The following is a 24,007-nucleotide window of genomic DNA, read 5'->3' on the forward strand; positions in this document are numbered from 1 at the left end:
CCGGCGACTTTGTGACCCGGCGCCTGACCGCCCGGTTCGCCGCGGTGTGGCGCGAACGGCACCCGGCGGGGCGGTACCGGTACCGCGATCCGGCCGCCGCCCCGGTGCCGGCGCTGACGGCGGCGTACACCACGCTCGGGCGGCGGGTGGAGCGGGCCGGCTTCGTCCCGCCGGCCGAGGTGCCCGCCCTGGTGCGCGACGCCGCCGAGGAGCGCGAGTGGGCGCTGACCGCACCGCCGGCCGAGGAGGTCGCGGCGGCCGGCACGCTGCTGCTCGGCGTGCCGATGGACAACTTCTCGGTGCCGGCGGCGCTGAAGGCGTGGATCGACCGGGTGAGCTTCCCCAACGCGTTCACCGGCCCGGACGGCGGGCGGAGCCCGCTGCGGGAGACACGTGTCGTGGCGGTCATGGCCCGCGGCGGCGGCTACGGTCCCGGCGCGCCCCGCGCGAGCACTGCGACTTCCAGACGCCCTACCGGAAGGCGTACTTCGCCCGCCTCGGCGGGCCGGCGCACCACCTGCACCTGGTGGCCGCCGAACTCACCCGCGTCGACGTCCTGCCGCAGCTCGCCGGCCTGGAGCACCTGGCCGCCGCCTCCCTGACCGCCGCGCGGCAGGCGGTGACGGCGCTCGCCACCGCCTGAACGGCGGACACCGGGGTGCTGCCGAAAGAGCCCGCAGCGGCCGTGGCGCGGGGGCGCGCTTCCGCGGGCCGTGGCGCGGGGCGCGGCCCCGGTTCCCGGACGGTCCGTGCGGCGCGGAACCCCGTGCCGCACGGACCGGCACCCGCGCTCCCTCCAGCAGCCGGATTCGCCAATCCGTTCCCTTTTCCGCCGGGTGTTCCAGGGTTGTCGCGGGCCGCCCCCGGTGCCCGCCGGACGGCCCGGACCGGGACTTTTCCCCGAGGGCTCCGAGAAAGCCCCGCGGAATTGACAGAATGTCAAAGGCGGGCTTCGTGCGGGAAATGCGCGAAACCGCCGGATCTCTTGTTTCCGCTCGCCGGCCTGTGCAAAGGTGAGCACCGTTCAAGTGCGGGCCACGGCCGTTGCGCCGCACGCACAAGGCCTTTCCCGTCCGCCCCGCGCGCTTCACGAGAGCCGACGCGGATGAGTGTTCGGGATGCCGAAACCCTGGTACGGACTAATTTCGCGGTGCCCTGAGAGGAATGCAGCCGTGCACGACGCAGGCCTGTCGAATTCCCCCGAAACCGGTTCCTCCGGCGCGTCCGGCCACCGGTTCGAGGTGACCGACGAGCAGTTGAGCGCCGAACTGAGGAAGTGGACCGGGGCGACCCCCGCCCCGCGGCCCGTCGGCGAACTCCTCGACCGGCACTGGGAAGCGGCCTTCACCTACGCCCGGCTGTGCACCGACGGCCCCAGCGCGGCCGGCATCCTCACCACCGCCGCCTTCACCCGGCTCTTCGGCGAGGTCCTGCGCCAGGCCGGACCCACCTCCTCCTGGCGCCCGCACCTGCTGCTCGCCGTCCGCCGGATCGCGGCCGAGTGGGCCGGGGACCACCGCCGCGAGATGCTCCACCCGCGGCTGCGCGTCCCCGGGGAGGACGCCGAGCAGGTGGCCGCCCGGCTCCTGCCCCCGCCCGGGCGCCGCGTCGTCACCCAGGCCTTCCCGCGCCTGCCCCAGCCCGCCCGTGCCCTGCTGTGGCACACCGAGGTCGAGGCCGAACCGCTCGCGATACCCGCCGGCCTGCTCGGCCTCGACGAGGACGGCGCCCACCTGCCCCTGCGGCGGGCCCGCGAACGGCTGCGCGAGGAGTGCCTGCAGGTGCACCGCGAACTGGCCCCCCGCGCGGACTGCGCCCGCTACGCCCGGCTGCTCGACGTCACCTACCGGCGCCCCGGCGTCGGGATCGACCCCGACCTGCGTCAGCACCTGGCCGACTGCGCCCACTGCCGCGACACCGCCGACCAACTGGCCCACTTCGTCGGCTCGCTCGGCACCGTGCTCGCCGAGGGCGTGCTCGGCTGGGCGGCGGGGGAGTACCTCCGGGCCCGCGCCGAACCCGCCGCGCCCGAGCAGGGGCCGGTCTCCCCGCAGACCGCCACCGAGGCCCTGTACGCCGGCGGCACGGCACCGGGGTTCCCCGCCGCGTCCCCGGCGCCCGAGCCGCACGCCCCGGTCGGCGGCGAGTCGTTCACCGAGCCGGCCGAGCCGCCGTACGGCCCTGCCGCCGCGCCGCCCCACGGTTCCGCCGGCACGCCGTACGGCCCCGCCGCCCGGGAGGCCGGTCCGGCCGGTGACGTCCGCCGTCCCCTCCCGCCCGAGACGCACCCGGCGCCGCCCGCCACCCCGCGCGGCGCCGGGGACCTCTCCGGTCTCCCGCGCCGCGCGGGCCGACGGGCCCGGCGCGCCGCCCGGCGCCGCCACCTCGCGGTGACCGTCGCCGCCGCGAGCGGGCTGGTCGTCCTGCCCCTCGTCCTGTGGTCGGCGCTCGGCTCCTCCGACGGCGCCGGGCCCGAGCCGGCCGGGGCCGGCGCCTCCTCCGGCCCGGCGAGCCCCGCCCCCTCGTACGCCGGGTCGTCGGACACGTCCCAGGGGACCCTGCACGGCCGGCTCCACAACGTCGCCTCCGGCCTGTGCGTCGGCCTGGAGGGCGGCAGGGCCGTCGAAGGGGCCGAGGCCGAACTCACCTCCTGTTCCTCCGGCCGCACCCGGCAGTGGGTGTACGAGCCCGACGGGCTGCTGCACGACGTCACCGCCCCCCGCCTGTGCCTGGACTCGCACCTCGGCTACTCGGTCCGCCTGGCCCCGTGCCCCGGCGCCTCCCGCAGCGACGGGAAGAACGTGCGCTACGACTTCACCCTGCAGGGCCTGCTCGTCCCGCGCTGGAACCAGGACCTGGCCCTGACCCCCGCCGCCACCGACGGCTCCGGCACCCTGGTGCTGAAGAACCGCACCGACGACCCCGTCCAGCGCTGGATGATCGACACCTCCGAGCCCGACCTGCAGATGGCGGCGGTCGACTGGGACGGCGAGCCGACGGCCACCCCGGCGCCCCGGACCACGCCCACGCCCCGGCCCCCGGCGTCCACACCGGCCGCCCGCACCCGGAAACCGTCGGCCGCCCCGGCCACCACCCGGCCGGCGCCCACCGCCTCGGCCTCCTCCGGCGCGTCCTGCTCGTACGCCGATCCGTACGCCTGCTCCTGGGGCGGCGGCTACGGACCCCACGGGCCGGGCGGCGGCTACCGGGAGGGCGGCTACGGATATGGCGGCTATGGCGGCTACGGCTATGGCGGCTACGGGTATGGCGGCTACGGATACGGCCGCCGCTGAGGGGAGCGCACCGCTCAGCGGCGGTGCGGCGGAGGCGGCGGGGAGGGCGGCAGGGTCCCCAGACCGGGTGCCTCCTCGGGCCACACCAGCAGCACCGGGCAGGGCGCGTGGTCGACGACGAACCGGGCGGCCGGGCCCAGACTGTGCGGGCCCAGCCGACGGCGCTCGCCGTCGCGGGCCAGCACCAGCAGGCCGGCGCCCTCGGCGGCGGTCACCACCTCCCGCTCGGCGCGCCCGGTGCGCTCCTGCCGGACGCACGCCCGCCCCAGCCGGGCGGCCGCCGCGTCCAGCAGTTCCCGCGCGGACGCGCCGCTCAGCTCCGCCACCCGTTCGCCGGGATCGCGCACGGGCCGCGCCGCCCGGCCGAGCAGCCCGGCCAGTGCCCCCTGCGCCAGCGCGGGCGCGTCCTCGCCGGTCACGTGCAGCAGCGTCACCTCGGCGTCCTCGGGCGCGTGGGCGCGCACCGCGTCCACGCAGGCGGGCCAGGTGCCCTCGACGAGCCAGGCGATCACACGCATCCGGTCGGGCCTCCTCGCGTCAGCCGGTCCACGCCGGTCACAGCACCCGCAGCGCCCCCCACAGTGCCACCACGGCCGCCGCGAGCGCACCCGGCACGACCAGCAGCCCCAGCGCGGTGAACTCCCTCAGGTCCACGCCGTGTCCGTGCCGGTGCAGGATACGCCGCCACAGCAGGGTCGCCAGCGAGCCGGCGTACGTCAGGTTCGGGCCGATGTTGACGCCGAGGAGCACGGCCAGCACCGCGCCGACGCCGGAGGAGGCGGCCGGCGGCAGCAGGACGAGCACCGCGGGCAGGTTGTTGATGAGGTTGGCCAGGACCGCGGCGAGCGCCGCGAGGGCGAGCAGCGCCGGCAGCCCCGTGCCGTCGGGCAGGACGTGCCGGAGGGCGGAGCCGAGACCGTTGTCGACCACCGCCCGCACCACGACGCCGAGGGAGAGCACGAAGGCCAGGAAGGCCGGCGCCGCGGCTTTCACCACCGTCCGCACGGTGGCCCGCCTGCAGATCAGGGCGCGTCCGGCGAGCGTCAGCGCCCCGGCCAGCGCCGCCCACGCCGGTTCGACGCCGAGCGCGGAGGCCACCACGAAGCCCGCCAGCGTGCACACCACGGTGACCAGTGCGAACAGCGGCAGACGCGGTGCCTCGGCCGGGTTCGGCGGCGGGGCGGCCGCCGCCAGGTCGCGGGCGAAGAAACGCCGGAGAACGACGTACTCGACGCCGATCGCCGCCAGCCACGGCAGCGCCATCAGGGCCACGAACCGGGTGAAGCTCAGTCCGCTCGCCGCGAACGCCAGCAGGTTGGTCAGGTTGGACACCGGCAGCAGCAGCGAGGCCGTGTTCGACAGGTGGGTGCAGGCGTACACGTGCGGCTTGGGCCGGGCGCCCATGCGCGCGGCGGTGGCGAACACGACCGGGGTCAGCAGCACGACCGTGGCGTCCAGGCTGAGCACGGCGGTGATCACCGAGGCGAGCGCGAACACCGCGGTCAGCAGCCGCCGGGGCCGGCCCGCCGCCCAGCGGGCCATCCACGCCCCGCACGCCCGGAACAGCCCCTCCACGTCGCAGAAGTGCGCCATCACCAGCACCGCGGCCAGGAACCCCACCACCGGCCCGAGCCGCTCCGCCTCCGCCCGGGCGTGGTCCAGGGAGATCGCCCCGGTCGCCACGGCGATCCCGGCGGCCGGTACGGCCGTCACCGCCTCCGGCAGGCCGAAGGGCCGCACGACGGCGCCGGCCAGGACGGCGACGAGCAGGACGACGGACAGGGCCTCGGCGAGCGGGGTGTTCAGGGCTCGGTCCTCCGCGACGGGATCAACAGGGTCGATCGGACGTGATCGGTGATGCCCCACATGAAACCCCACGGGAGAACGGGGCGGTGCGGGGGGGACCACGGGCATGCCCGCGCGACCGCCGCCGGAGGAATTCGGCCGGTACCGGACCCGCCCCTGGACCCACCCCGGGGCCGCCCCCGGCCCGGACCCGGCCCGGACCCGGCCCCGGACCCACCCCCGGAGCTGCCCCCGGGCCGGACCCGGCCCCGGCTTCGGCCCCGGGCCCGGCCCCGCTCAGGGACCCGTGCCGGGGCTGAACGGCGTCAGCCGCACCGACGACGCGTTGCCGCCCACCGGTACCTCGCCGCCCTTCCACACCACCTTCAGCGGGTCCCGCTCGTCGGGCGGCGTGACGACCAGCGCGGCCGGCACGGCGGTGCGGGCGCCGCTGATCTGCGGGTTGGAGAAGGACAGGCCCGCCCAGGCGCTGCGGCCCGGCGGCAGCGTCACCCGCGTGGGACGGGCGGGGGAGCGCACCGGGTCCGGGCCGAGCCGGCGGCCGGCGGCGTCCACGAAGGCGGCGCCGGGATAGCCGTACACCGTGCAGGTGCGGCCCGAGACGTTGGTGAGGACGACCGGGAAGTTCTCCTGCCCGGCGCCCGGGTCGTTGCGGCCCACCGAGGCGCGCAGCTCCGAGGTGTGGCAGCGGGTGCCGCCGGCCGCGGCCCGCCCGCCGCCCGCGGAGGCGGAGGGTGTGCCCGCGGCGGGCCCCCGGCCGGCGGGGGTGCCGGTACGGGCGGAGGGCGTGCCCGGCGCGGAGTCCGCCGGGCGGCCCGGGGCAGACGTGGCGGACGTGGCGGGGGCGGTGCCGGCGCTGCCGGTCGCGGGGGCGGCCGTGCCGGACAGGGTCTGCGGCCCGCCCGCCGTGGCGCCGCCGTCGCCGCAGCCCGTCAGCAGGCCCAGCGCCGCCGCGCCCGCGAGGAGGGCGGCGGCATGCGCGGGCCGGAACGTGCGGAAGGGGGTCATGGTCTCCGGCCTCCTGAGGGACGTCGTGTCTCTTCACGGGTTCCGATGCGCGCACCGCCCGAAAAGTTCGCGGACCGCTCGGTTCGGTCGTCTGCGTGCCCTTCCCGCCGTCCCGGTTCACCGCCGGATCCGCACGGAGCGCAGGACGGCGTCGGCGGCCGGGGCGCCGTCGTGCCGGCGCACCTGCACGTAGACCTGGGGCCGCCGGGCGCCGCTGGCCGGGGTGAGCGCGGCCTCGGTGACCACGTCGCCGGGGCGTGCGCAGTCGCGCCAGGTGCGCACCCGGCCCCGCCAGGGGCCGCCGCTCCAGGCGCGGGAGCCGGTGTAGCGGCAGCCGGGATGGGTGACGGCGGCCACCGCGGCGGCGAGGTCGCCGTGCCCGCCGGCGTCGGTGAAGGCGCCGACGAAGACGCCGTCGACGGCCGCGCCCAGGTCCGTCCAGCGGTCGGGGTCGTCGGCGACGACGAGCCCCGGCTCGTGCCCGGCGGGCAGGCCCAGCACCCGCGGGTCCCAGCCGCCGCCGCGCAGCCCCCGCCCCCAGCCGGCGGGGACCGTGGCGGTGACCCGGCCGGTGGTGTCCGCGACGCGCACCTCACGGCCGCCCCCGGCGGGCCGCTCCGCCAGGGCCACCACCGTTCCCGCGGCGCCGGCCGCGACGAGGACGGCGGCGGCGCCGGCGAGCAGCCGGTGCCGCCCGCGCGGCCGGGCGGCACCGGCCCGCGGCGCCAGCCGCTCCAGCTCCGCGGCGAACGCCGCCGCCGAGGGCCAGCGCCGCCGCCGGTCCACCGCCAGCGCCCGCAGCAGCGCCCGCCGCACCCCCGGGTGGAGGCCCGGGCGCAGCCGGTCCGGGCGGACCACCCGGCCGGGCGCGGCCGGGGTGGTGCCGGTGACGAGCCGGTAGCCGAGCGCGCCCAGGCCGTAGACGTCGGCGCGCGCGTCGATGCCCGTGCCCGGCTCGGCCTGTTCGGGCGGGCGGTAGCCGGCCGAGCCGGCGGCCTGGGTGAGCCCGGACGCCTGCGCGAGGCTCTTGGCCAGGCCGAGGTCGGCGAGGAGCACCCGCCGCGAGCCGTCCGGCGCGGCGGCCAGCAGCACGTTGCTCGGCTTGATGTCCCGGTGCACGATGCCGGCCTCGTGCAGCGCGGCCGCGCCGCGGGCGGCCTCCGCGGTGAGCCGCAGCGCCTCCGGCACCGGCAGCGGGCCCGCGGCGGCCAGGTCGGCGAGGGTGCCGCCGTCGGCGTACTCCATCACGAAGTAGGGCCTGCCGTCGGGGAGTTCACCGATGTCGTGGACCTGCACCACCCGGTCGGAGGCGGCCTTGCGCAGCAGCCGCGCCTCGGTGAGGAACCGCTCGCGCACGTCCAGGCGGTGCGCCCAGTTCTCGGCGAGGACCTTCACGGCCACCGGGGCGTCCAGCACCTCGTCGCGGGCGAGCCAGACGACGGCGAAGGCGCCGGTGCCCAAAGGCCGTTGGAGGCGGTACCGGCCGATCCGCTCGAGCGGGTGCATGCTCTTATCATGCCCAGGGGAGATCACCGGCGACCGGCGGTGAGGGGAGCGGGCCGTGCACGACGAGGCGCTGACCGAGGACCTCGCGCGGCGCGCGGCCGCGGGCGAGACGGCGGCGCTGGAGGCGCTGCTGCGCGCGCTCGGCCCGGAGACGGTGCGCCGCTGCGGGCGGTTCCTGCCGTGCCGGCAGGACGCCGAGGAGGCGGCGCAGGACGTGCTGCTGCAGGTCGCCCGGCGGATCTCCACGTTCGAGGGCCGCAGCCGCTTCTCCACCTGGCTGCACACCGTCGTCGCCAACTGCTGCCGGCAGAAGTACCGCGAGCTGAAGCGGCGCGCCGCCGAGCAGCCGGCCGCGATCGAGCCGGCCGCGCACGTCGACCCGCGCACCACCAGCGTCATCGCCGGCTCCCGCGTCGACCTGCTGGAGGCGCTGGAGCGGCTGGAGCGCGACCACCCGCACCTCGTCGCGCCGCTCGTCTACCGGGACATCTGTCAACTGGAGTACGCCGAGGCCGCCGAACGCCTCGACCTCCCCCTGGGCACCCTGAAGTCCCGGCTGCACGAGGCCCGCCGGCGGGTGCGGCCCTACCTCGGGGGCGCGGAGTGAGCCAGCCGCCGGGCCGCGCGCCGGCCCGGCCGGTGCGCGGCCCCGCCCCGGGGGCTCACTCCTCCGGCAGCCCCAGCTCCGCCCAGATCGTCTTGCCCTCGGCGGTGTGCCGGCTGCCCCAGCGGTGGGTGAGCTGGGCGACCAGCAGCAGCCCCCGCCCGCCCTCGTCCCACGTGCGGGCGCGGCGCAGGTGGGGCGCGGTGGGGCCGGCGTCGGACACCTCGCAGATCAGGGTGGCCGCGTCGTGGATGAGGCGCAGCCGGATGGGCGGGGCGCCGTAGCGGATGGCGTTGGTGACCAGCTCGCTGACCACCAGTTCCGTGGTGAACGCCGCCTCGGTCAGCCGCCAGGCGTCGAGCTGGTCGACGACCTGCTTGCGGATCGGGGCGACCAGCGCCGGGTCGGCGGGGATGTCCCAGGTCGCCACCTGGTCGGCGGGCAGGCCGCGGGTGCGGGCCAGCAGCAGCGCCACGTCGTCCGGGGCGCCGCCCGGCGGCAGCAGCGTGCGCAGCACCCGGTCGCAGGTCTCCTCCAGGGAGCCCGCCGCGTGCTCGTACCCCGCGAGCGCCTCGCACAGCAGCCGGTGCCCGGTCTCCGCGTCCCGGCCGTGACTCTCGATCAGCCCGTCGGTGTAGAAGGAGAGCACCGTGCCCTCGGGCAGGTCCAGCTCGGCCGACTCGAACGGGAGCCCGCCCGTGCCCAGCGGCGGTCCGGAGGGCAACGGCACCGGCCGGGGCGGGCCGCCCGGCGGCAGCATCACCGGAGAGGGGTGGCCGGCCCGGGCGAGGGCGCAGCGCCGCGAGACCGGGTCGTAGACCGCGTACAGGCAGCTGGCCCCGACCTCCCCGGGGCGGCCCTCCTCGCCGGACTCCGCGGACAGCCGGGTCACCAGGTCGTCGAGGTGGGTGAGCAGCTCGTCCGGGGGCAGGTCGATGTCGGCGAGGGTGCGCACGGCGGTGCGCAGCCGCCCCATGGTGGCCGAGGCCTGCACGCCGTACCCGACGACATCGCCGACGACCATGGCGACCCGCATGCCGGACAGCGGGATCACGTCGAACCAGTCGCCGCCCAGCCCGGCCCGGGCGGCGGGCAGGTACCGGGAGGCCGCCTCGACCGCGGCCGTGCGCGGCAGGCTGCGCGGCAGCAGGCTGCGCTGCAGGGCGAGCGCGGTCTCGCGTTCGCGGGAGAAGCGGCGGGCGTTGTCGATGCAGACGGCGGCCCGGGCGGTGACCTCCTCGGCCAGCAGCACGTCGTCCTCGGTGAACGGGTCGGGGCGGCGGAAGCGGGTGAAGACGGCGACCCCCAGGGTGATGCCGCGGGCCTGCAGCGGCACGGCCATCGTGGAGTGGACGTCGCGCTCCCCGGGCCCGCCGTGGCGCCGCTCGTCCCGGGACGGCCACCGCTCCGGGCCGGCCGGCGGCGCCGGGACCACGACCGCCCGGCCCGCCAGCAGCGCGGCGGCCTGCGGCGAGGACGCCGCGTACTCCTCCGCCGTGCCCGTCCCGGTCGCCGCCTCGGGGCCGTCCGGGCCCACCGAGCGGTACGCGGTCCGCCGCAGTACGACCGGCGGGGCCGGCCGGCTCGGGGGCTCCCCGCCGTACTGCCCGGGGTCGAGCAGGTCGACGCCGACGAAGTCGGCGAGCGCGGGCACGCACACCGTGGCCAGCTCCTGCGCGGTCCGGGTCACGTCGAGGGTGGTGCCGATGCTCACGCTCGCCTCGTTGAGCAGCTGCAGCCGCTCCCGGGCGAGGTACTGGGAGGAGAAGTCGTGGACGGTGACGCACACCCCGCGCACCCGGTTCTGCGCGTCGGTGACCGGCGCCATCCGGGCCAGCCAGGCGTGCGCCCGGTGCTCCCCGGTGGCCTTGAGGTACGTCTGCATCTCGCGGGCCCGCCCGGAGGCCAGGACCTCGCGCAGGTACCGTTCGAACTCGGCGTTCTGCGGCCGGTCGCCGATGTCGATGGCGCGCAGGCCGCGCAGCCGGTCGGCGGGCAGGCCGATGAGGGCGGCCATCGCCTCGTTCACGCCGTGGATGCGCAGCCGCTCGTCGAAGACGACGGTGGCGCACGGGGACTGGGACAGGGCGGCCCCCGTCAGCGGGTCGTCGGGCCGGCCGCCGGGGGCGTCGGGCAGCGGGCAGACGGCGAGCCAGGCGCCGTCCCCGCCCATGCGGTGCGCGAGCAGCCACACCGGTACGGCGCGCCCGTCGCGGTGACGCAGCGTGAGGGGGCCGCTCCAGCGTTCCCCGTCGGGCGGGGCGGACACGGCGGTCCCGGCGGCCAGGAGCCCGGCGGCCGGGCGGCCGACGATCTCGGCGGGGGAGTAGCCCAGCAGGTGGCGCGCGCCCTCGTTCCACCCGGCCACGGTGCCGGAGGCGTCGATGACGGCCCGGGCCGCGGCGGGATCGTCGAACGGGTTGTCCGGGCTCATCGTCGCCACTCCATCGCGCCCACTGTCCGTGACAAGCGTGTCACGTGGATTCCAGCCTAGTGCGTCGCCGTCCGGCGCGAACCGCACCCCCCTGGTCACGTGCGCCGCGACCCCGGCTCGTGCGCGCCGCGGCCGCCGGGACCGGGCGCGCGCCTTCGACCGGGGTGCGGTCTCCTTCACCGTCGACCGGGTCGCGGTCTCCCGCACCGTCGGCGCCGCCCGCTGCCTGCCCGCGTCCGCCGCGGTGCCCGTGGAGGACGGCGAACGGTACGTGCCGGTGGAGGGCGCCAGGGCGGACCGGGCCGGCACCTCCGGCACGCCGACGGTGATCACCTTCGACGCGGTGCGCGGCTCCCGGATCCGGCTGAATCTGACGAGTGCTCACCCGGTCGTGTCCTGAGTCGTGTCCGTGCCATTGACGGGGCGTCATGTCGGCAACCAGCATGGCCCGCACCTACTTTTGGGAGCGCTCCCATACCGTCGGGGCGCCACCCGCACCTCCCCCTCGCGAGGAGACCCGGACGTGAAACGACGACGCAGAACCACACTGCTGTGCGCGACGGCCCTGCTCGCGGCCGCCCTGACCGCCCTGCCCGCCGCCCCGGCCGGCGCCGACGAGGTGGAGCAGGTGAAGAACGGCGGCTTCGACGGCACCAGCGCCCCCTGGTGGACGACCGGCAACCTCACCGCCGGCCTGTCCGACGGCAGGCTGTGCGCCGACGTCCCCGGCGGCACCGCCAACCGCTGGGACGCCGCCGTCGGCCAGAACGACATCGCCCTCGCCAAGGGCGAGTCGTACCGCTTCTCCTTCTCCGCCTCCGGCGCGCCCGAGGGACACGTGGTGCGGGCGGTCGTGGGGCTGGCGGTGGAGCCGTACGACACCTGGTACGAGGTGAGCCCCCAGCTCGGCGTGTCGGGGAACACCTACTCCTCCACCTTCACCTCGCCGGTCGACACCGACCGGGCCCAGGTCGCCTTCCAGGTGGGCGGCGCCGCGCAGACCTGGCGGTTCTGCCTGGACGACGTGTCGCTGCTGGGCGGGGTGCCGCCGGAGAAGTACGAGCCCGACACCGGTCCGCGGGTCCGCGTCAACCAGGTCGCCTACCTGCCCCACGGCCCGAAGAACGCCACCCTCGTCACCGAGGCGACGCGGAAGCTGCCCTGGCAGTTGAAGAACGCCTCCGGCACCACGGTCGCGCACGGCTGGACCACCCCGCGCGGCACCGACGCCTCCTCCGGGCAGAACGTGCACTCCGTCGACTTCGGCGCCTACCGCGGCCGCGGCACCGGCTTCACCCTGGTCGCGGACGGCGAGACCAGCCGGCCCTTCGACATCGGCACCGCCGCCTACGAGCACCTGCGCCTGGACTCGCTGAAGTACTACTACACGCAGCGCAGCGGCATCGCGATCCGCGACGACCTGCGGCCCGGCTACGGCCGCCCCGCCGGCCACGTCGACGTCGCGCCCAACCGGGGCGACGGGCACGTGCCCTGCCAACCCGGCGGCTGCGCCTACACCCTGGACGTCACCGGCGGCTGGTACGACGCCGGCGACCACGGCAAGTACGTCGTCAACGGCGGCATCGCCACCTGGGAGCTGCTGAGCACCTACGAGCGCGCCCTGCTGGCCCGCACCGGGAAGCCGGGCAGGCTCGGCGACGGCACCCTGGCGATCCCGGAGAGCGGCAACAAGGTCCCCGACGTCCTCGACGAGGCCCGCTGGGAACTGGAGTTCCTGCTGAGGATGCAGGTGCCGGACGGCCAACCGCTCGCCGGCATGGCCCACCACAAGATCCACGACGCCCAGTGGACCGGCCTGCCGCTGCTGCCCGGCGACGACCCGCAGCCGCGCGAACTGCACCCGCCCACCACGCAGGCCACGCTCAACCTGGCCGCCACCGCCGCGCAGGCCGCCCGCCTGTACCGGCCCTACGACCGGGCGTTCGCCGACCGGGCGCTCACCGCCGCGCGCAAGGCGTGGACCGCGGCCCGCGCCCACCCCGCGGTGTACGCCGACCCCGACGACGGCGTCGGCGGCGGCGCCTACCCCGACGACGACGCCACCGACGAGTTCTACTGGGCGGCCGCCGAGCTGTATCTGACCACCGGCGAGAAGCAGTTCGCCGACTTCGTCCTCGGCTCCCCGCTGCACACCGCCGACATCTTCGGCAGCCGCGGCTTCGACTGGGGACACACGGCCGTCGCGGGACGGCTCGACCTCGCCCTCGTCCCCAGCCGCCTGCCCGGCCGGGACGCGGTGCGCCGGTCGGTGGTCGAGGGCGCCGACAAGCACCTCGCCGCGCTGGACTCGCAGCCGTACGGCATGCCGTACGCGCCCGAAGACACCCTCTACGACTGGGGCTCCAACCACCAGATCCTCAACAACGCCGTCGTCCTGGCCACCGCCTACGACCTCGCCGGCGCGGCCCGGTACCGCGACGGCGCGCTGCAGAGCATGGACTACGTCCTGGGCCGCAACGCGCTCAACATCTCCTACGTCACCGGGTACGGCGAGGTCAGCTCGCACCACCAGCACAGCCGCTGGTACGCCCGTGAACTCGACCCGAACCTGCCCGACCCGCCGAAGGGGACGCTCGCCGGAGGACCCAACTCCGGCATCCAGGACCCCTACGCGCAGAGCAGACTCCAGGGCTGCGTCGGCCAGTTCTGCTACATCGACGACATCCAGTCCTGGTCGACGAACGAGACCGCGATCAACTGGAACGCGGCACTCGCCCGCATGGCGTCCTTCGCCGCCGACCAGGGCCGGGACTGACCCCGGCGCGCGCCGGCGGCCGGAGCGGACGGCGCCCCTCGTGCCGCACCGCTCCGGCCGCCGGCCGGTACGGTCCGCGCGCCCGGTGCCCGGTGCCCGGCGGGGCCCGGGCGCGCGGACCCGCGGTACCGGAGCTCCTGCCCTGTGACCTGCGGCTATTTACGCGCAAGTACCCGAGCGGTACCGTGGGGGGCATGCCAGCTCTCAACGTGGAGTTCAGCGACCGCGAGCTAGAGGACCTGCGGCAGATCGCCAAGGAGCGCGGTACGTCCATGAAGGCGCTCGTGCGGGAGGCCGCCGCCGCCGACATAGCCCGCCACCGGGCCCTGCAGGAGGGCGCCGAGGCCTTCCGCCGGTTCTTCGCCACCCACGCGGACGAGTTCGCCGCGGCCTTCCCCGACGACGAACCGCCCACCGGGGGCGAGGGACGGGCCGCCTGAGCGATGACCCATCCCGTCATCCACATCGACGTGCCCTGGCTGCTGCAGCGCCACGAGGAGGTGCTGCCGGACCAGCCCACCGTCAACGACTTCTCCGCGCTGGTGGCCGCCGTCGCCCGCCACCGTGTCGACCCGCCCCGCCTGGGTGTGGACTCCGACCCGGCCTGGCGGGCCGCCGCCCTGCTGCACACCCTCGCCGTGCTGCGGCCCCTGCCCTCCGCCAACGCCCGCTTCGCCTGCGCGACGGCCGTGGCGTACATGTTCGTCAGCGGTGTCGGCATCGATCCGCCCTACGGGGCCCTCGTCGACCTCGCCCGCGACCTGATGTCCGGCAAGACCGACGTCTACGGCGCCGCCGACCGGCTGCGCTCCTGGCAGATCTGAGCAGATCTGACCCGCCGGGGGCGGCGGACCGCCCCGTCGGCCGCCGGCCCGGGGCGGGGGAAGGGGCCGGCGGCCGCTGCGCGCAGGAGAGCCGCCGTTCCTGCGCGGGCCTCCGAGGAAGGGCCGTTCCCAGTGCACTACGCCGGGGCGCGCGCCGGGAGGGTGCGTGACGCGCCGGCGCGTGCGCGTGGTTCACACGGGGCGCACAACCGCTCGAACGCCGGTGCGGAAAGCGCGGGTTGGCGCCGTGCGCGGCGGCGTTCCCGCGGCGCCGGCGGACCCTGGCCGGCCACGTCCCGCACCGGACGGCCCGTCAGGACGCCCACCGCCTTTTCCGCACCGCGGCCGGCGCGCTGCGCACCGGGGATTCCCGAGTGCGGGGGCTTCCGGGTGACGCCGCCGCGGGCGGTCACGCCGGGTCCTCGACGAGGTCGGCGGCACGGACGGTGGCGGGGGAGGCGTGCCCGGCGAGGGCCAGGGTGAGGTCGAACTCGGCCAGCAGGCAGCGGATCACGTGCTCGACGCCCGCCTGCCCGTCCAGGCCCAGCCCGTACACGTACGGCCGCCCCACGAGCACCGCCCGCGCGCCCAGGGCGAGCGCCTTGAAGACGTCGTCGCCGGTGCGCACACCGCTGTCGAACAGCACGGCCGTCCGGTCGCCGACCGCCTCGGCCACGCGGGGCAGCGCGTCGGCGGCCGCGACCGCGCCGGCGACCTGGCGCCCGCCGTGGTTGGAGACGATCACCCCGTCCATGCCGGCGTCGGCGGCGGCCCGGGCGTCGTCCGGGTGTAGGATGCCCTTCAGCACGATCGGGCCCGCCCAGTTCTCCCGCAGGAACGCCAGGTCCGGCCAGGTCTTCGACGGGTCGGCGAACATGCCGACGAAGTGCGCCACCGCCGCGTTCATGTCCTCCTGCGGCGGCTTGGCCAGGCCGGCGCGGAACGCGGGGTCGGAGAAGTAGTTGGCGGTGCCCACGCCGTGCAGGAACGGCAGATAGGCCTGGTCGAGGTCGCGCGGCCGCCAGGCGAGCAGCGGCGTGTCCAGGGTGACGACCAGGACGGAGTACCCGGCGGCCCCGGCGCGGCCCAGGAAGCTGCGGGCGACCTCGCGGTCCTTGGGCCAGTACAACTGGAACCAGCGCTCGGCGTCCCCCATCGCCTCCGCGACCTGCTCCATGGGGGTGCTGGAGGCGGACGACAGGACGTACGGCACGCCCTGCGCGGCCGCGGCGCGGGCGGCCGCCGGCTCGGCCTCCGGGTGCATGATCGACAGCACGCCGACCGGGGCCAGCGCCACCGGCGCCGGCAGCGTGCGGCCCAGCACCTCGACCGACAGGTCCCGCTCGTGCACGTCGCGCAGCATCCTGGGCACGATCCGGCGCCGCCGCAGCGCCGCCCGGTTGGCGCGGGCCGTGCTGCCGTCACCGGCGCCGCCCGCGACGTAGCCGACGGGGCCCGGGCCGAGGCGCTGCTCGGCCAGCGCCTCCAGGCGGGTCAGGTCGGTCGGCAGCCGGGGTACGGCACCCGTCAGCCCGTTCAGGTAGATCTCGTACTGGAAGTCGGCCCAGTGCCGCGCCATCCGCGCCTCCCCGCCTCGTCGTCGAGTGCTCCCGACGATACCGACCGGTAGGTGCGGCGGGGCGCCCGGTCCTCACCCGCCGTTCCCCGCACCGCCGTCCGCGCCGTCCTCCGCGTCGTCGTCCCCCGCACCGCCGTCCTTCGCGTCGTCGTCCTCCGGCTGCGCGTCGGGCCCCCGGGCCCGCACCCGCTGCACGTGGTCCAGGGACTCGCGCAGCTCGGTGAGCCAGTCGTCGGCGTGGCGCCGTACCAGGCGCACGCACCAGGCCAGGGCGTCGCTGCGGCTGCGGGCCACGCCGCTCGCCACCAGGGTGTCCAGGACCTGGCGCTCCGGCTGGCGCAGCCGGGTCATCACGGGCGCCGCGAGGTGCGTGAACAGGGCGCGGCGGCCCGCGCACTCCACCCCCCAGGACACCTTGCGCCCGAAGCGGTGCTCGGCCTCGCGGGCGACGGCCATCCGCTGCTCGCGGGTGCGTTCCCGGAACTCCTGGACGCGGCCCTGGACGGCCGCGTCCCGCTCGGCGTCGGAGACGCCCTCGGCGAGGCGGGGACCGGGGATGCGGCCGATCACGGTGATCTCCTCCCGGTCGGCCACCACCTCCACCAGGTCCTCGAAGAGGTCGTCGGGCAGGCGGCCGGTGAACCAGCCGCGCAGCCTCTCCTGCTGCTCATTCGTAATCATGTAATGACGATTACTCGCCCTCTCCATGAACACAAGGGGTCGCCCAGGAGTCCGCCGAGAGCGGAAGCGGAATGTTTCAAGACGATTAACGAGCGGAGGGATTCGGCCATCCGGCTTGATTCATCGGCCATCGACCGCTCAATTACGGGCTTCGAGCGATCGGACTCTGTGACTTCCCGCCACTGATTCAATACGCAAGGTTACTGAAATCTGCGGGTTCGATGTGTGTTCGACGGCGGACTCGTGCAGACTCACCGCTCGCCGGGCCGGCACCGACCGTGCCCCGTCCGGCACCGGTCCGGACGCCGGCACGAACGGATCCGGCACACACGCAACCGAGCGGAAGGAAGCACACGATGCGCACCACCGCGCGCTGGGCGGCAACCCTGGGGCTGACGGCCACCGCCGTCTGCGGCCCCCTCGCAGGACCCGCCCTCGCCGCCCCGGCGGGACTGTACGCGCCCTCGGCCCTGGTGCTGACCGTGGGCCACGGCGAGCAGGCGGCCACCGCCACCCCGGAACGCGCCGTCACCCTCTCCTGCGCGCCGACGCCTTCCGGCACGCACCCGGACCCGGCCCTCGCCTGCGCCGAACTGCGCGGCGCCGACGGCGACCCCGCCGCACTGCGGCCCCGGGACGACGTGCTGTGCACCCGGCAGTACGACCCGGTGGTGGTCACCGTGGCCGGGGTGTGGCAGGGCAGGCGCGTCTCCTACGAGCAGACCTTCGGCAACACCTGCGCGAAGGACGCCTACGGCTCCGGCGTCTTCGCGTTCTGATGAGGACCGGGACCGCGGCTTCCCGGGCTTCCCGGGACCGTGCACGAGACTCGCAGGTGGGGAGTGCGAGCCTCGGGCGCGGGATCGCCCGCGGTCTCGTACCGGGGGCGGCGGACGGAGTGGGGCCGTCCGCCGCCCCCGGGTTTTTCCGTGCGGGCCCCCGCCGGTCCGCACCCTCAGGCCCGCTCGCGGTGGCTGGTGTCGCACCACGGGTAGCGGCGGCTGCGGCGGCAGGTGCACAGGGCCACGCGGAAGCGGTCGGAGGTCACCGTGGTGCCGTCCTCCAGCTCCACCTCCACCGGCCCCTCGACCAGGATCGGGCCCCGGCGCCGCACCGTGATCCGGCAGCGGCCGGCGGGGGCGTCGCCGCGCGGGACGTCGTCGCGCGGGACGTCGTCGCGCGGGGCGTCAGAAGACTCGTTCGGCACGGATCACCACCAGCTCTTCCCTGTCGTCACCGGCGGACAGCAGACCGCGCCGGTGCAGCCACTCCCGCCGCTGCCGCAGCACCGGACCCAGACCGATCCAGTGCCGCCGCACCACGGCGGCCTTCAGACCCGCGGCGCGCAGCTCCGCCAGGCTGCGGCCGGGATCGCTGAGCGCGGAGTGCACCACCAGCAGCGCGCCGCCCGGCCGCAGGTGCGCGGGCGCCTCGCGGCACAGCCGGTCCAGGACGAGCCGCCCGTCGCGCCCCGCGTCCCAGGCCCGGGCCCGGCCCCGCGGGCGGGTGCCGCCGCGCGGTGCGGGGACGTACGGCGGGTTGGCCAGCACCAGGTCGAAGACCCGGCCGCGCACGGGTGCGAAGAGGTTGCCGCGCAGCACGCGCACCCTCAGCCCGGACCGCCACGCGTTGACACGGGTGGTGCACACCGCCCGCCAGGACAGGTCGACCGCCGTCACGCGCGCGCCCCGGCGGGCCGCCGTCAGCGCCAGGGCGCCGCTGCCGGTGCCGACGTCGAGGACGTGCGCGCCGGGCTCCAGAGGCTCGTCGGCGAAGGCGCCGGCCAGCAGGGCCGTGTCGTCCTGAGGGGCGTACACGCCCGGAAGCACCAGGGGATGCACGGCCCCCCGGATGTCCACCGCGCTCATCGGACACCCGCCTTCCCGCCGGTCAGCGGGGTGCGCAGGGAGGAGCGGCCCGCCCGCCACGCGGTCAGCAGGCGGTCGGCGAACCGGTCCTCGACGTACCCGGTGGCGTCGATGCCGAAGACGACGTCGGCGGCCAGGTGCGGCTCGTCGGCCAGCAGCCCGCCGATGACCTCGTGGCGGACCACCTGCTCGTGCACGGCGTCCGCCTCCACGTGCTCGTCGTAGAAGAACTCCGCGGCCGGGCCGGCGCCGGTGCGGCGCATCGCCCGCGCCAGCCGCCGCGAGCCGGGGGAGGAGGTGATCTCGACGGCGGCGAAGTGCCCCACCAGGGCGCCCCGCAGGGCGCGGTGCAGGCCGAGGAGGGACATCAGGTTGACCGTGGCGAGCACCTCGGCGCAGGCCGCGTCCAGGTAGCGGCCGTAGGCCGGGTCGAGGCCGAGGTCCGTCATGAGATCGGCGAACAGGCGGGCGTGGACGCGGTCGGCGCGGCCGCCGCCGTACTCGTCGAACTCCACCGCCGCCATGGCCGCCTTGGCCCGGCCGTGCAGCCGCGGCAGCACCCAGGCGTGCGGGTCGGCCTCCTTCAGGTGGTACAGGGAACGCTGGGCCGCGTACTCGCGCAGCTGCCACAACTCCCCGTCGCGGGCGAGGTGGTGGGTGACGCCGGTGCCGTCGACGGGCTCGACGAGGAGCTCTCCGACGGCGGTCTCGACGTCGTCGTGCACGCGCACGTCGGCGCGCAGCGCGTCGAGGAACCGCCGTTCCAGCGCGGCCCGGACGCGCAGCAGCTCCGGGTCCCACTCCAGGCCGGGGGAGACGCCGGCGAAGCCGCGGTAGTGCAGCTCGTAGCACAGGTACAGCGCCAGCTGCAGGTCGTCCCCGTACGGATCGGCGGTGGCGGCCTCCCGCGCGGGCGGCGGCGCGGCACCGCCCCGCAGGTACTCCAGGACGGCCGCGGACAGCGGGCCCCGGGCGGCCGGCAGGCGGGGCCCGGCGAGGTCGTGCTGCATCCGGTCGAGGACTGCGTGCTCGTGTGCCATGGACGGCGAGTACCCCGGGCGGCGTCTTTCCCGCCACCCGGGGTGCGCGTCGTCACCGGCGCTCTTCCGGCCGCCCGGGGCCGCCCGTCCGGGGCCGCCCGTCCGGGGCGGCCGGCCGGGATGCGCCCGGCCCGGCTCTCACTCCTCGTGCGCCTGCTCCTGGGCGCCGGTGTTGGGGGTGATGGCGTCCCCGGCCTCGCCGGTGCCGCGCCCGCGGCGGTCCGGTTCGCCGGCGGAGGGCTTCTCCACGCGCCGTTCGGCGTCCTCGACCTCGCGGAGGACCTCCTCGAGGGCGGTCGCGGGCTCCTTGCGGGTGTGCTCGGCGTCGTCGGCCACGGTCACTGTCTCCTTCCGCCGTCCGGCGTCTGTACATGTGTCGTCTGTCGTCTGTCGTCTCGCGTCCGCGTCCGCGGGTCCGGGCCGCGGTGCGCGGTGCGTGGTGCGCGATGCGCGGTGGAGAGTCAGGCGGTGCCGGAGGCGATCCGCAGCGGGACCGGCTCCGGCGGCGTGTCCTCCTCGGAGAGGCGGGACATCTCCGCCCACCAGGACGGGCCCTCCTCGATGTGCCGCAGCAGGACGCCCTCGCGGATCGCCCACGGGCACACCGTCACCGTCTTCAGCCCGGTCAGCTTCATCGCCGTGTACCCCACGACCGCCCCGGCCAGACTCTGCGCGGCCCGCGGCGCGGAGATCCCCGGCAGCTCGGCGCGCCGGGCGGCCGGCAGCCGGGCGAGCCGGCCCACCGCCTCGCGCAGGTCCGCCCGGCGCAGCCGCCGCTCGGTGAACGGCCCGTGCCGTCCGGGCGCCGCCCCGCACAGCCGGGCCAGCTGCTGGAAGGTGCGGGAGGTGACCACCGCGGTGCGCGGCCCCTCCCAGCGGATGCGGGCGGCCGCGTCCCGCAGCTGGTGGCGGACCCGGCGGCGCAGCGCCTTGAGCTGCTCGGGCGTCGCCGGGGCCTGCCCGCCGTCCAGGAACTCGTGGGTCAGCCGTCCCGCGCCGAGCGGCAGCGAGGCCACGAAGTCCGGCAGCCGGCCCCGGCCGAAGGCCACCTCCAGCGAGCCGCCGCCGATGTCGAGCAGCGCCAGCGGCCCCGCCCGCCAGCCCATCCAGCGCCGCGCCCCGAGGAACGTCAGCTCCGCCTCCACCTCGCCCGGCAGGGTGCACAGCTCCACGCCGGTGCGGGTGCGCACGGCACGCAGCACCTCCAGCCGGTTGGGCGCGCCGCGCACCACGGCGGTGGCGAAGGCCAGGGACTCGGCCGCACCCCACCGGGCGGCGGTCGCGGCCGCCTGCTCCACCGCCTCGACGAGCCGCTCGACCGCGTCCTGGGGCACCGGACCGCCGGGCCGCACCCACTCCGACAGGCGCAGCCGCCACTTCGCGGTGTGCACCGGCAGCGGCACCCCGCCCTCCGCGTCGGCCACCACGAGCCGCACCGTGTTCGATCCCACGTCCACCACGCTGATTCGCATGCCGCGCGGGTACCCGGATCGGCTGCGCACCAACGGTTGGTTGCCGGAAGGTGACGGAAGGCCGCCGTTCTTCTGCGGATTTCCTGCGGACGGCGGCCCCGCGCGTCAGGGCGCGCGACCGGTCGCGGGGCCCGGCCGGGGAGGGTGGCGCGGGGTCGGCCACGGGCCCGCGCCGCCGCCCCGGCCGGACCGCACACCGACGTCGCCGCCCCGCCGGCTCACGCCATCTGACGCCGTACCAGTTCGTGCAGTCGGCTGCCGGTGTCGGCGAGCAGTTCGGCGGGGGTGCCCTGCTGGACGATCCTGCCGTCCTCCATCACGATCACCCGGTCGGCGTCCAGCACCGTGGACAGGCGGTGGGCGATGACGACGCGCGTGGCGTTGAGCTTGCGGGTGGACTCGATGACCGTGCGCTGCGTCTCGTTGTCCAGGGCGCTGGTGGCCTCGTCGAGGAAGAGGATGCGCGGGCGGCGCACCAGCGCCTGGGCGATCATCAGCCGCTGCCGCTGCCCGCCGGAGATCGCGCCGCTGCCGGAGACGATGGTGTGCAGCCCCATCGGCATCCGCCGGATGTCCTCCGCCAGTCCCGCCATCTCCGCGGCGGCCATCGCCTCTTCCGGGGTGCACGGCTCGGTGCCGCGGATCACGTCCAGGAGGGAGCCGCTGAAGGGCTGCGCGTGCTGCAGTACGACACCGCACTGGCGGCGCACCGCCTGCTGGTCGAGCGCGGCCAGGTCCTGCCCGTCGTACAGCACACTGCCGCTGGTGGGCCGGTCGAAGCCGATCAGCAGCCTCAGCAGGGTCGACTTGCCGCAGCCGCTGGGGCCGACGATGGCGACGAACTCGCCGGGCCGCACCGCGAAGGACACGTCGTCCAGGACCAGCGGCCCGTCGTCGGTGTAGCGGAAGGACAGCCGCCGCGCCTCGATCGCGCCGGACAGCGGGCCGGGCCGGGTGCCGGCCGCGCGCACCTCCGGCTTCTCGTCCAGCACCGGCCGGATCTCCTCGAACAGCGGCAGCGCCGCCACCGCGGAGACGAAGGCGCCGGTGAGCTGGGTGACGGAGGTCAGCAGCATCGTCACCGAGGTGTTGAAGGTGAGGAACGCCGCCGCCGACATCGCCCCGCGCGCCGGCCCGGCCAGCAGCATGAACATCAGCAGCGAGCACACCGGCAGGTACACGGCGCCCAGCACGGTGGTGAGGTTCTTGATGCGGCCCACCTTCTGCTGCAGCTCGCGGCTGCGCGCGAACTGCTGCGCCCAGGCGGCGTACGCGTAGTTCTCCGCCGCCGCCACCCGCAGCTTGGGCAGGCCGCGCAGGGTCTGGAAGGCCTGGTTGTTCAGCTTGTTGGTGAGCCGCACCAGGCGCCGCTGCCAGCGCACCTGCCACAGGCCGAGCCCGAGGAAGACGGCGGCGATCACCACGAGCATGCCGAGCGCCGCCAGCGCCATCGGCACGCTGTACCACAGCAGCAGCCCCAGGTTGACCGCGCCGACGGTCACCGACTGGGCGATCACCGGGGCGACGCCCGCGAGCAGGCGCCGGATGGCGCTGATGCCCATGGCGGCACCGGCCAGCTCGCCGGTGGAGCGCCGGGTGAAGAACCGGGTGGGCAGGCGCAGCAGCCGGTCCCACACGGCGGGCTGCAACGTCGCCTCGATACGGCCCTCCAGGCGCAGCAGGGTGAGGTTCTCCAGCAGCGTGAACGCGGCCGCGACGACCCCGGCGACCATCACCGCCAGGCACATCTGGGCGATCAGGCCGGTCTGCGCGCGCGGCACGTACGTGCCGAGCACCTTGCCCGTCGCGATCGGCACCAGCGCCCCGAGCGCGACCGTGACCAGGCCGCTCAGGAGCAGGTTCGCCAGGTCGCCCGAGGTGCCGCGCAGGCTGAAGCGCAGCAGCCCGAGCGGGCCGAGCGGCCGGTCGGGCAGCGGCCGGTAGAACATCACCGCGCGCGGCTCGAACTCCTCGGCGTTGGCCTTCTCCACCGGCGTCTCCCGCCCGGTCGCCGGGTGCACGGCGACGTAGCCGCCGCGCCGCCACAGCAGCGCGACCGGCGCCCCGGACAGCGCCCGGTGACCGACCAGCGGGCCGACGTTCTCCCGCCACCAGCGGCCCCGCAGCCGGACCGCGCGGGTGCGCACACGGGAGGCCTGCGCGATGCGTTCGACCGGGTCGAGGCGGTCGCTCGCGGTGCCGAGCTGCGACGAGTCGGCGAGGGCGATGCCCGAGGCGCGGGCGACGAGCCGGCAGGCGGCGTAGGTGGCGTCCGCGTCGGCGGCCGTGGTGCGCCGGCCGGAGGAGCGGCCGATGGAGGCCAGCAGCGTCCGGTCGGCCTGCGCGCGCACCGCCTCGCCGGCGGCGATGCCGGCCGCGGCCCGGTCCTCGTGGGCGCGCTCCAGCCGCTCGATCCAGCGGTCCAGCGCGGACAGCAGCCGGTACTGCTGGCCGACCATGCCCTGCCACACCGCCGGGTCGATCAGCAGATCGGCTGCCGCCTGAGCGCCGTACAGCGAGCCGTACTGGACGCTGCCGGGCGGCACCTGCATCCAGAACACGTCGTCGTCCCCCACACCCGCGGGGCCGCCCCCGTCCTTTGCGGGCCGCTCCTCGGCCAGCGGCGCCTGGAAGAGGACGGACAGGCCGCGGCCGACGCCGAGCGCGAGGGCGTACTCCAGCGGGCTGGACTGCGGCGGCACGTACACGGGGTTGCCGTACGCGTCGTACGACCAGGTCTGCGTCTGCGCGGGCTGGTACAGCTCGCGCAGCCCGATGCGGCGCACCACGCAGTCGCGCACCGGGCGGGCCACCAGCGTGTGCTGCGGCCCGGCGACCGGGCCGAGCAGCAGCGAGCCGGGCTCCAGGCGGCCGAGGTGGTGCCAGTGGCCCTGCGCCGCGGCGTCCACCGCGAACAGGTCCAGCGCGCCGGAGACCACCAGCCACAGCACCTGCGGCCCCTGAAGGTCCAGGCGCGTCAGGCCGGTGCAGTCCACTGGCGCGCCCAGTCCGCCGAGCGCGCCGAGGACCACGTCCTGCCCGGGCACGGACTCGGGAACGGACCCGGGTACGTAATCGGGCACGTACTCGGGCACGGGCTCGGGTACGGACGTCAT

At 76.3% G+C, this 24,007-nt stretch carries 21 protein-coding genes; 8 read left to right on the forward strand and 13 right to left on the reverse strand.

Annotated features, from left to right (window positions below; genetic code table 11):
• The first annotated feature begins 11 nt into the window (after nt 1-11).
• Nucleotides 12-602, forward strand: coding sequence for an NAD(P)H-dependent oxidoreductase (locus tag IE225_RS11245; protein WP_308432477.1), 591 nt, complete (start codon nt 12-14; stop codon nt 600-602).
• 570 nt (nt 603-1,172) lie between these two features.
• The gene (locus IE225_RS11250) at nt 1,173-3,293 is read left to right on the forward strand and encodes an RICIN domain-containing protein (RefSeq protein ID WP_229879430.1); all 2,121 of its coding nucleotides are present in this window, start codon (nt 1,173-1,175) and stop codon (nt 3,291-3,293) included.
• Between the two features lie 14 nt (nt 3,294-3,307).
• Here the strand turns inward: IE225_RS11250 and IE225_RS11255 are convergent, their stop codons facing one another.
• The 4 genes from IE225_RS11255 to IE225_RS11270 form a co-directional block, all read right to left on the reverse strand.
• Nucleotides 3,308-3,811, reverse strand: coding sequence for a universal stress protein (locus tag IE225_RS11255; protein ID WP_190057279.1), 504 nt, complete (start codon nt 3,809-3,811; stop codon nt 3,308-3,310).
• 37 nt (nt 3,812-3,848) lie between these two features.
• On the reverse strand, nt 3,849-5,159 hold the full coding sequence (locus tag IE225_RS11260) for an arsenic transporter (RefSeq protein WP_373303166.1): 1,311 nt from the start codon (nt 5,157-5,159) through the stop codon (nt 3,849-3,851).
• A gap of 216 nt (nt 5,160-5,375) precedes the next feature.
• The gene (locus tag IE225_RS11265; protein ID WP_190057281.1) at nt 5,376-6,107 is read right to left on the reverse strand and encodes a DUF4232 domain-containing protein; all 732 of its coding nucleotides are present in this window, start codon (nt 6,105-6,107) and stop codon (nt 5,376-5,378) included.
• Nucleotides 6,108-6,224: 117 nt separating this feature from the next.
• Nucleotides 6,225-7,613 carry a serine/threonine-protein kinase gene (locus tag IE225_RS11270; protein ID WP_190057282.1) on the reverse strand — a complete coding sequence of 463 codons (1,389 nt, stop codon included), beginning with the start codon at nt 7,611-7,613 and terminating at the stop codon, nt 6,225-6,227.
• Nucleotides 7,614-7,668: 55 nt separating this feature from the next.
• On the opposite strand from IE225_RS11270, the gene IE225_RS11275 reads away from it, so the two are divergent.
• Nucleotides 7,669-8,220 carry an RNA polymerase sigma factor gene (locus IE225_RS11275; protein ID WP_190057283.1) on the forward strand — a complete coding sequence of 184 codons (552 nt, stop codon included), beginning with the start codon at nt 7,669-7,671 and terminating at the stop codon, nt 8,218-8,220.
• Nucleotides 8,221-8,275: 55 nt separating this feature from the next.
• Here the strand turns inward: IE225_RS11275 and IE225_RS11280 are convergent, their stop codons facing one another.
• Nucleotides 8,276-10,651, reverse strand: coding sequence for a SpoIIE family protein phosphatase (locus tag IE225_RS11280; protein WP_190057284.1), 2,376 nt, complete (start codon nt 10,649-10,651; stop codon nt 8,276-8,278).
• A 37-nt stretch (nt 10,652-10,688) separates the two neighbouring features.
• On the opposite strand from IE225_RS11280, the gene IE225_RS11285 reads away from it, so the two are divergent.
• From IE225_RS11285 to IE225_RS11300, 4 genes are all read left to right on the forward strand, one after another.
• Nucleotides 10,689-11,051, forward strand: a complete 363-nt coding sequence (locus IE225_RS11285) for a hypothetical protein (protein ID WP_190057285.1) — start codon at nt 10,689-10,691, stop codon at nt 11,049-11,051.
• Between the two features lie 123 nt (nt 11,052-11,174).
• Entirely contained in the window at nt 11,175-13,427 is a 2,253-nt protein-coding gene (locus IE225_RS11290) for a glycoside hydrolase family 9 protein (protein WP_190057286.1), read from the forward strand.
• A 194-nt stretch (nt 13,428-13,621) separates the two neighbouring features.
• Nucleotides 13,622-13,867: a hypothetical protein gene (locus IE225_RS11295; RefSeq protein ID WP_190057287.1), complete on the forward strand. Its 246-nt coding sequence runs from the start codon at nt 13,622-13,624 to the stop codon at nt 13,865-13,867.
• Nucleotides 13,868-13,870: 3 nt separating this feature from the next.
• Nucleotides 13,871-14,251, forward strand: a complete 381-nt coding sequence (locus tag IE225_RS11300; protein ID WP_190057288.1) for a toxin Doc — start codon at nt 13,871-13,873, stop codon at nt 14,249-14,251.
• Between the two features lie 409 nt (nt 14,252-14,660).
• Here IE225_RS11300 and IE225_RS11305 read toward each other — a convergent pair whose 3' ends face one another.
• On the reverse strand, nt 14,661-15,830 hold the full coding sequence (locus IE225_RS11305) for an alpha-hydroxy-acid oxidizing protein (protein WP_190057289.1): 1,170 nt from the start codon (nt 15,828-15,830) through the stop codon (nt 14,661-14,663).
• A gap of 72 nt (nt 15,831-15,902) precedes the next feature.
• Nucleotides 15,903-16,511, reverse strand: a complete 609-nt coding sequence (gene abmR, locus IE225_RS11310) for an ATP-binding transcription factor AbmR (RefSeq protein WP_229879432.1) — start codon at nt 16,509-16,511, stop codon at nt 15,903-15,905.
• 356 nt (nt 16,512-16,867) lie between these two features.
• On the opposite strand from abmR, the gene IE225_RS11315 reads away from it, so the two are divergent.
• On the forward strand, nt 16,868-17,290 hold the full coding sequence (locus IE225_RS11315; protein ID WP_190057290.1) for a subtilase-type protease inhibitor: 423 nt from the start codon (nt 16,868-16,870) through the stop codon (nt 17,288-17,290).
• 176 nt (nt 17,291-17,466) lie between these two features.
• Here the strand turns inward: IE225_RS11315 and IE225_RS11320 are convergent, their stop codons facing one another.
• The 6 genes from IE225_RS11320 to IE225_RS11345 all read right to left on the reverse strand — a co-directional run bounded on the left by IE225_RS11320 (nt 17,467) and on the right by IE225_RS11345 (nt 24,007).
• On the reverse strand, nt 17,467-17,718 hold the full coding sequence (locus tag IE225_RS11320; RefSeq protein WP_308432479.1) for a CDGSH iron-sulfur domain-containing protein: 252 nt from the start codon (nt 17,716-17,718) through the stop codon (nt 17,467-17,469).
• On the reverse strand, nt 17,699-18,379 hold the full coding sequence (locus IE225_RS11325; RefSeq protein WP_190057291.1) for a HemK2/MTQ2 family protein methyltransferase: 681 nt from the start codon (nt 18,377-18,379) through the stop codon (nt 17,699-17,701). Before IE225_RS11325 ends, IE225_RS11320 begins: the two co-directional genes overlap by 20 nt.
• Nucleotides 18,376-19,389, reverse strand: a complete 1,014-nt coding sequence (locus IE225_RS11330) for an iron-containing redox enzyme family protein (protein WP_190057369.1) — start codon at nt 19,387-19,389, stop codon at nt 18,376-18,378. The genes IE225_RS11325 and IE225_RS11330 overlap by 4 nt, the downstream gene beginning before the upstream one ends.
• A 168-nt stretch (nt 19,390-19,557) precedes the next feature.
• On the reverse strand, nt 19,558-19,755 hold the full coding sequence (locus tag IE225_RS11335) for a hypothetical protein (RefSeq protein ID WP_190057292.1): 198 nt from the start codon (nt 19,753-19,755) through the stop codon (nt 19,558-19,560).
• A 125-nt stretch (nt 19,756-19,880) separates the two neighbouring features.
• On the reverse strand, nt 19,881-20,891 hold the full coding sequence (locus tag IE225_RS11340) for a Ppx/GppA family phosphatase (RefSeq protein WP_190057293.1): 1,011 nt from the start codon (nt 20,889-20,891) through the stop codon (nt 19,881-19,883).
• Between the two features lie 218 nt (nt 20,892-21,109).
• Nucleotides 21,110-24,007 carry an NHLP bacteriocin export ABC transporter permease/ATPase subunit gene (locus tag IE225_RS11345; protein ID WP_190057294.1) on the reverse strand — a complete coding sequence of 966 codons (2,898 nt, stop codon included), beginning with the start codon at nt 24,005-24,007 and terminating at the stop codon, nt 21,110-21,112.

Origin of the sequence: Streptomyces echinoruber, assembly GCF_014651135.1 — a bacterium.
In the GTDB taxonomy this organism is placed as follows: Bacteria; Actinomycetota; Actinomycetes; order Streptomycetales; family Streptomycetaceae; genus Streptomyces; species Streptomyces echinoruber.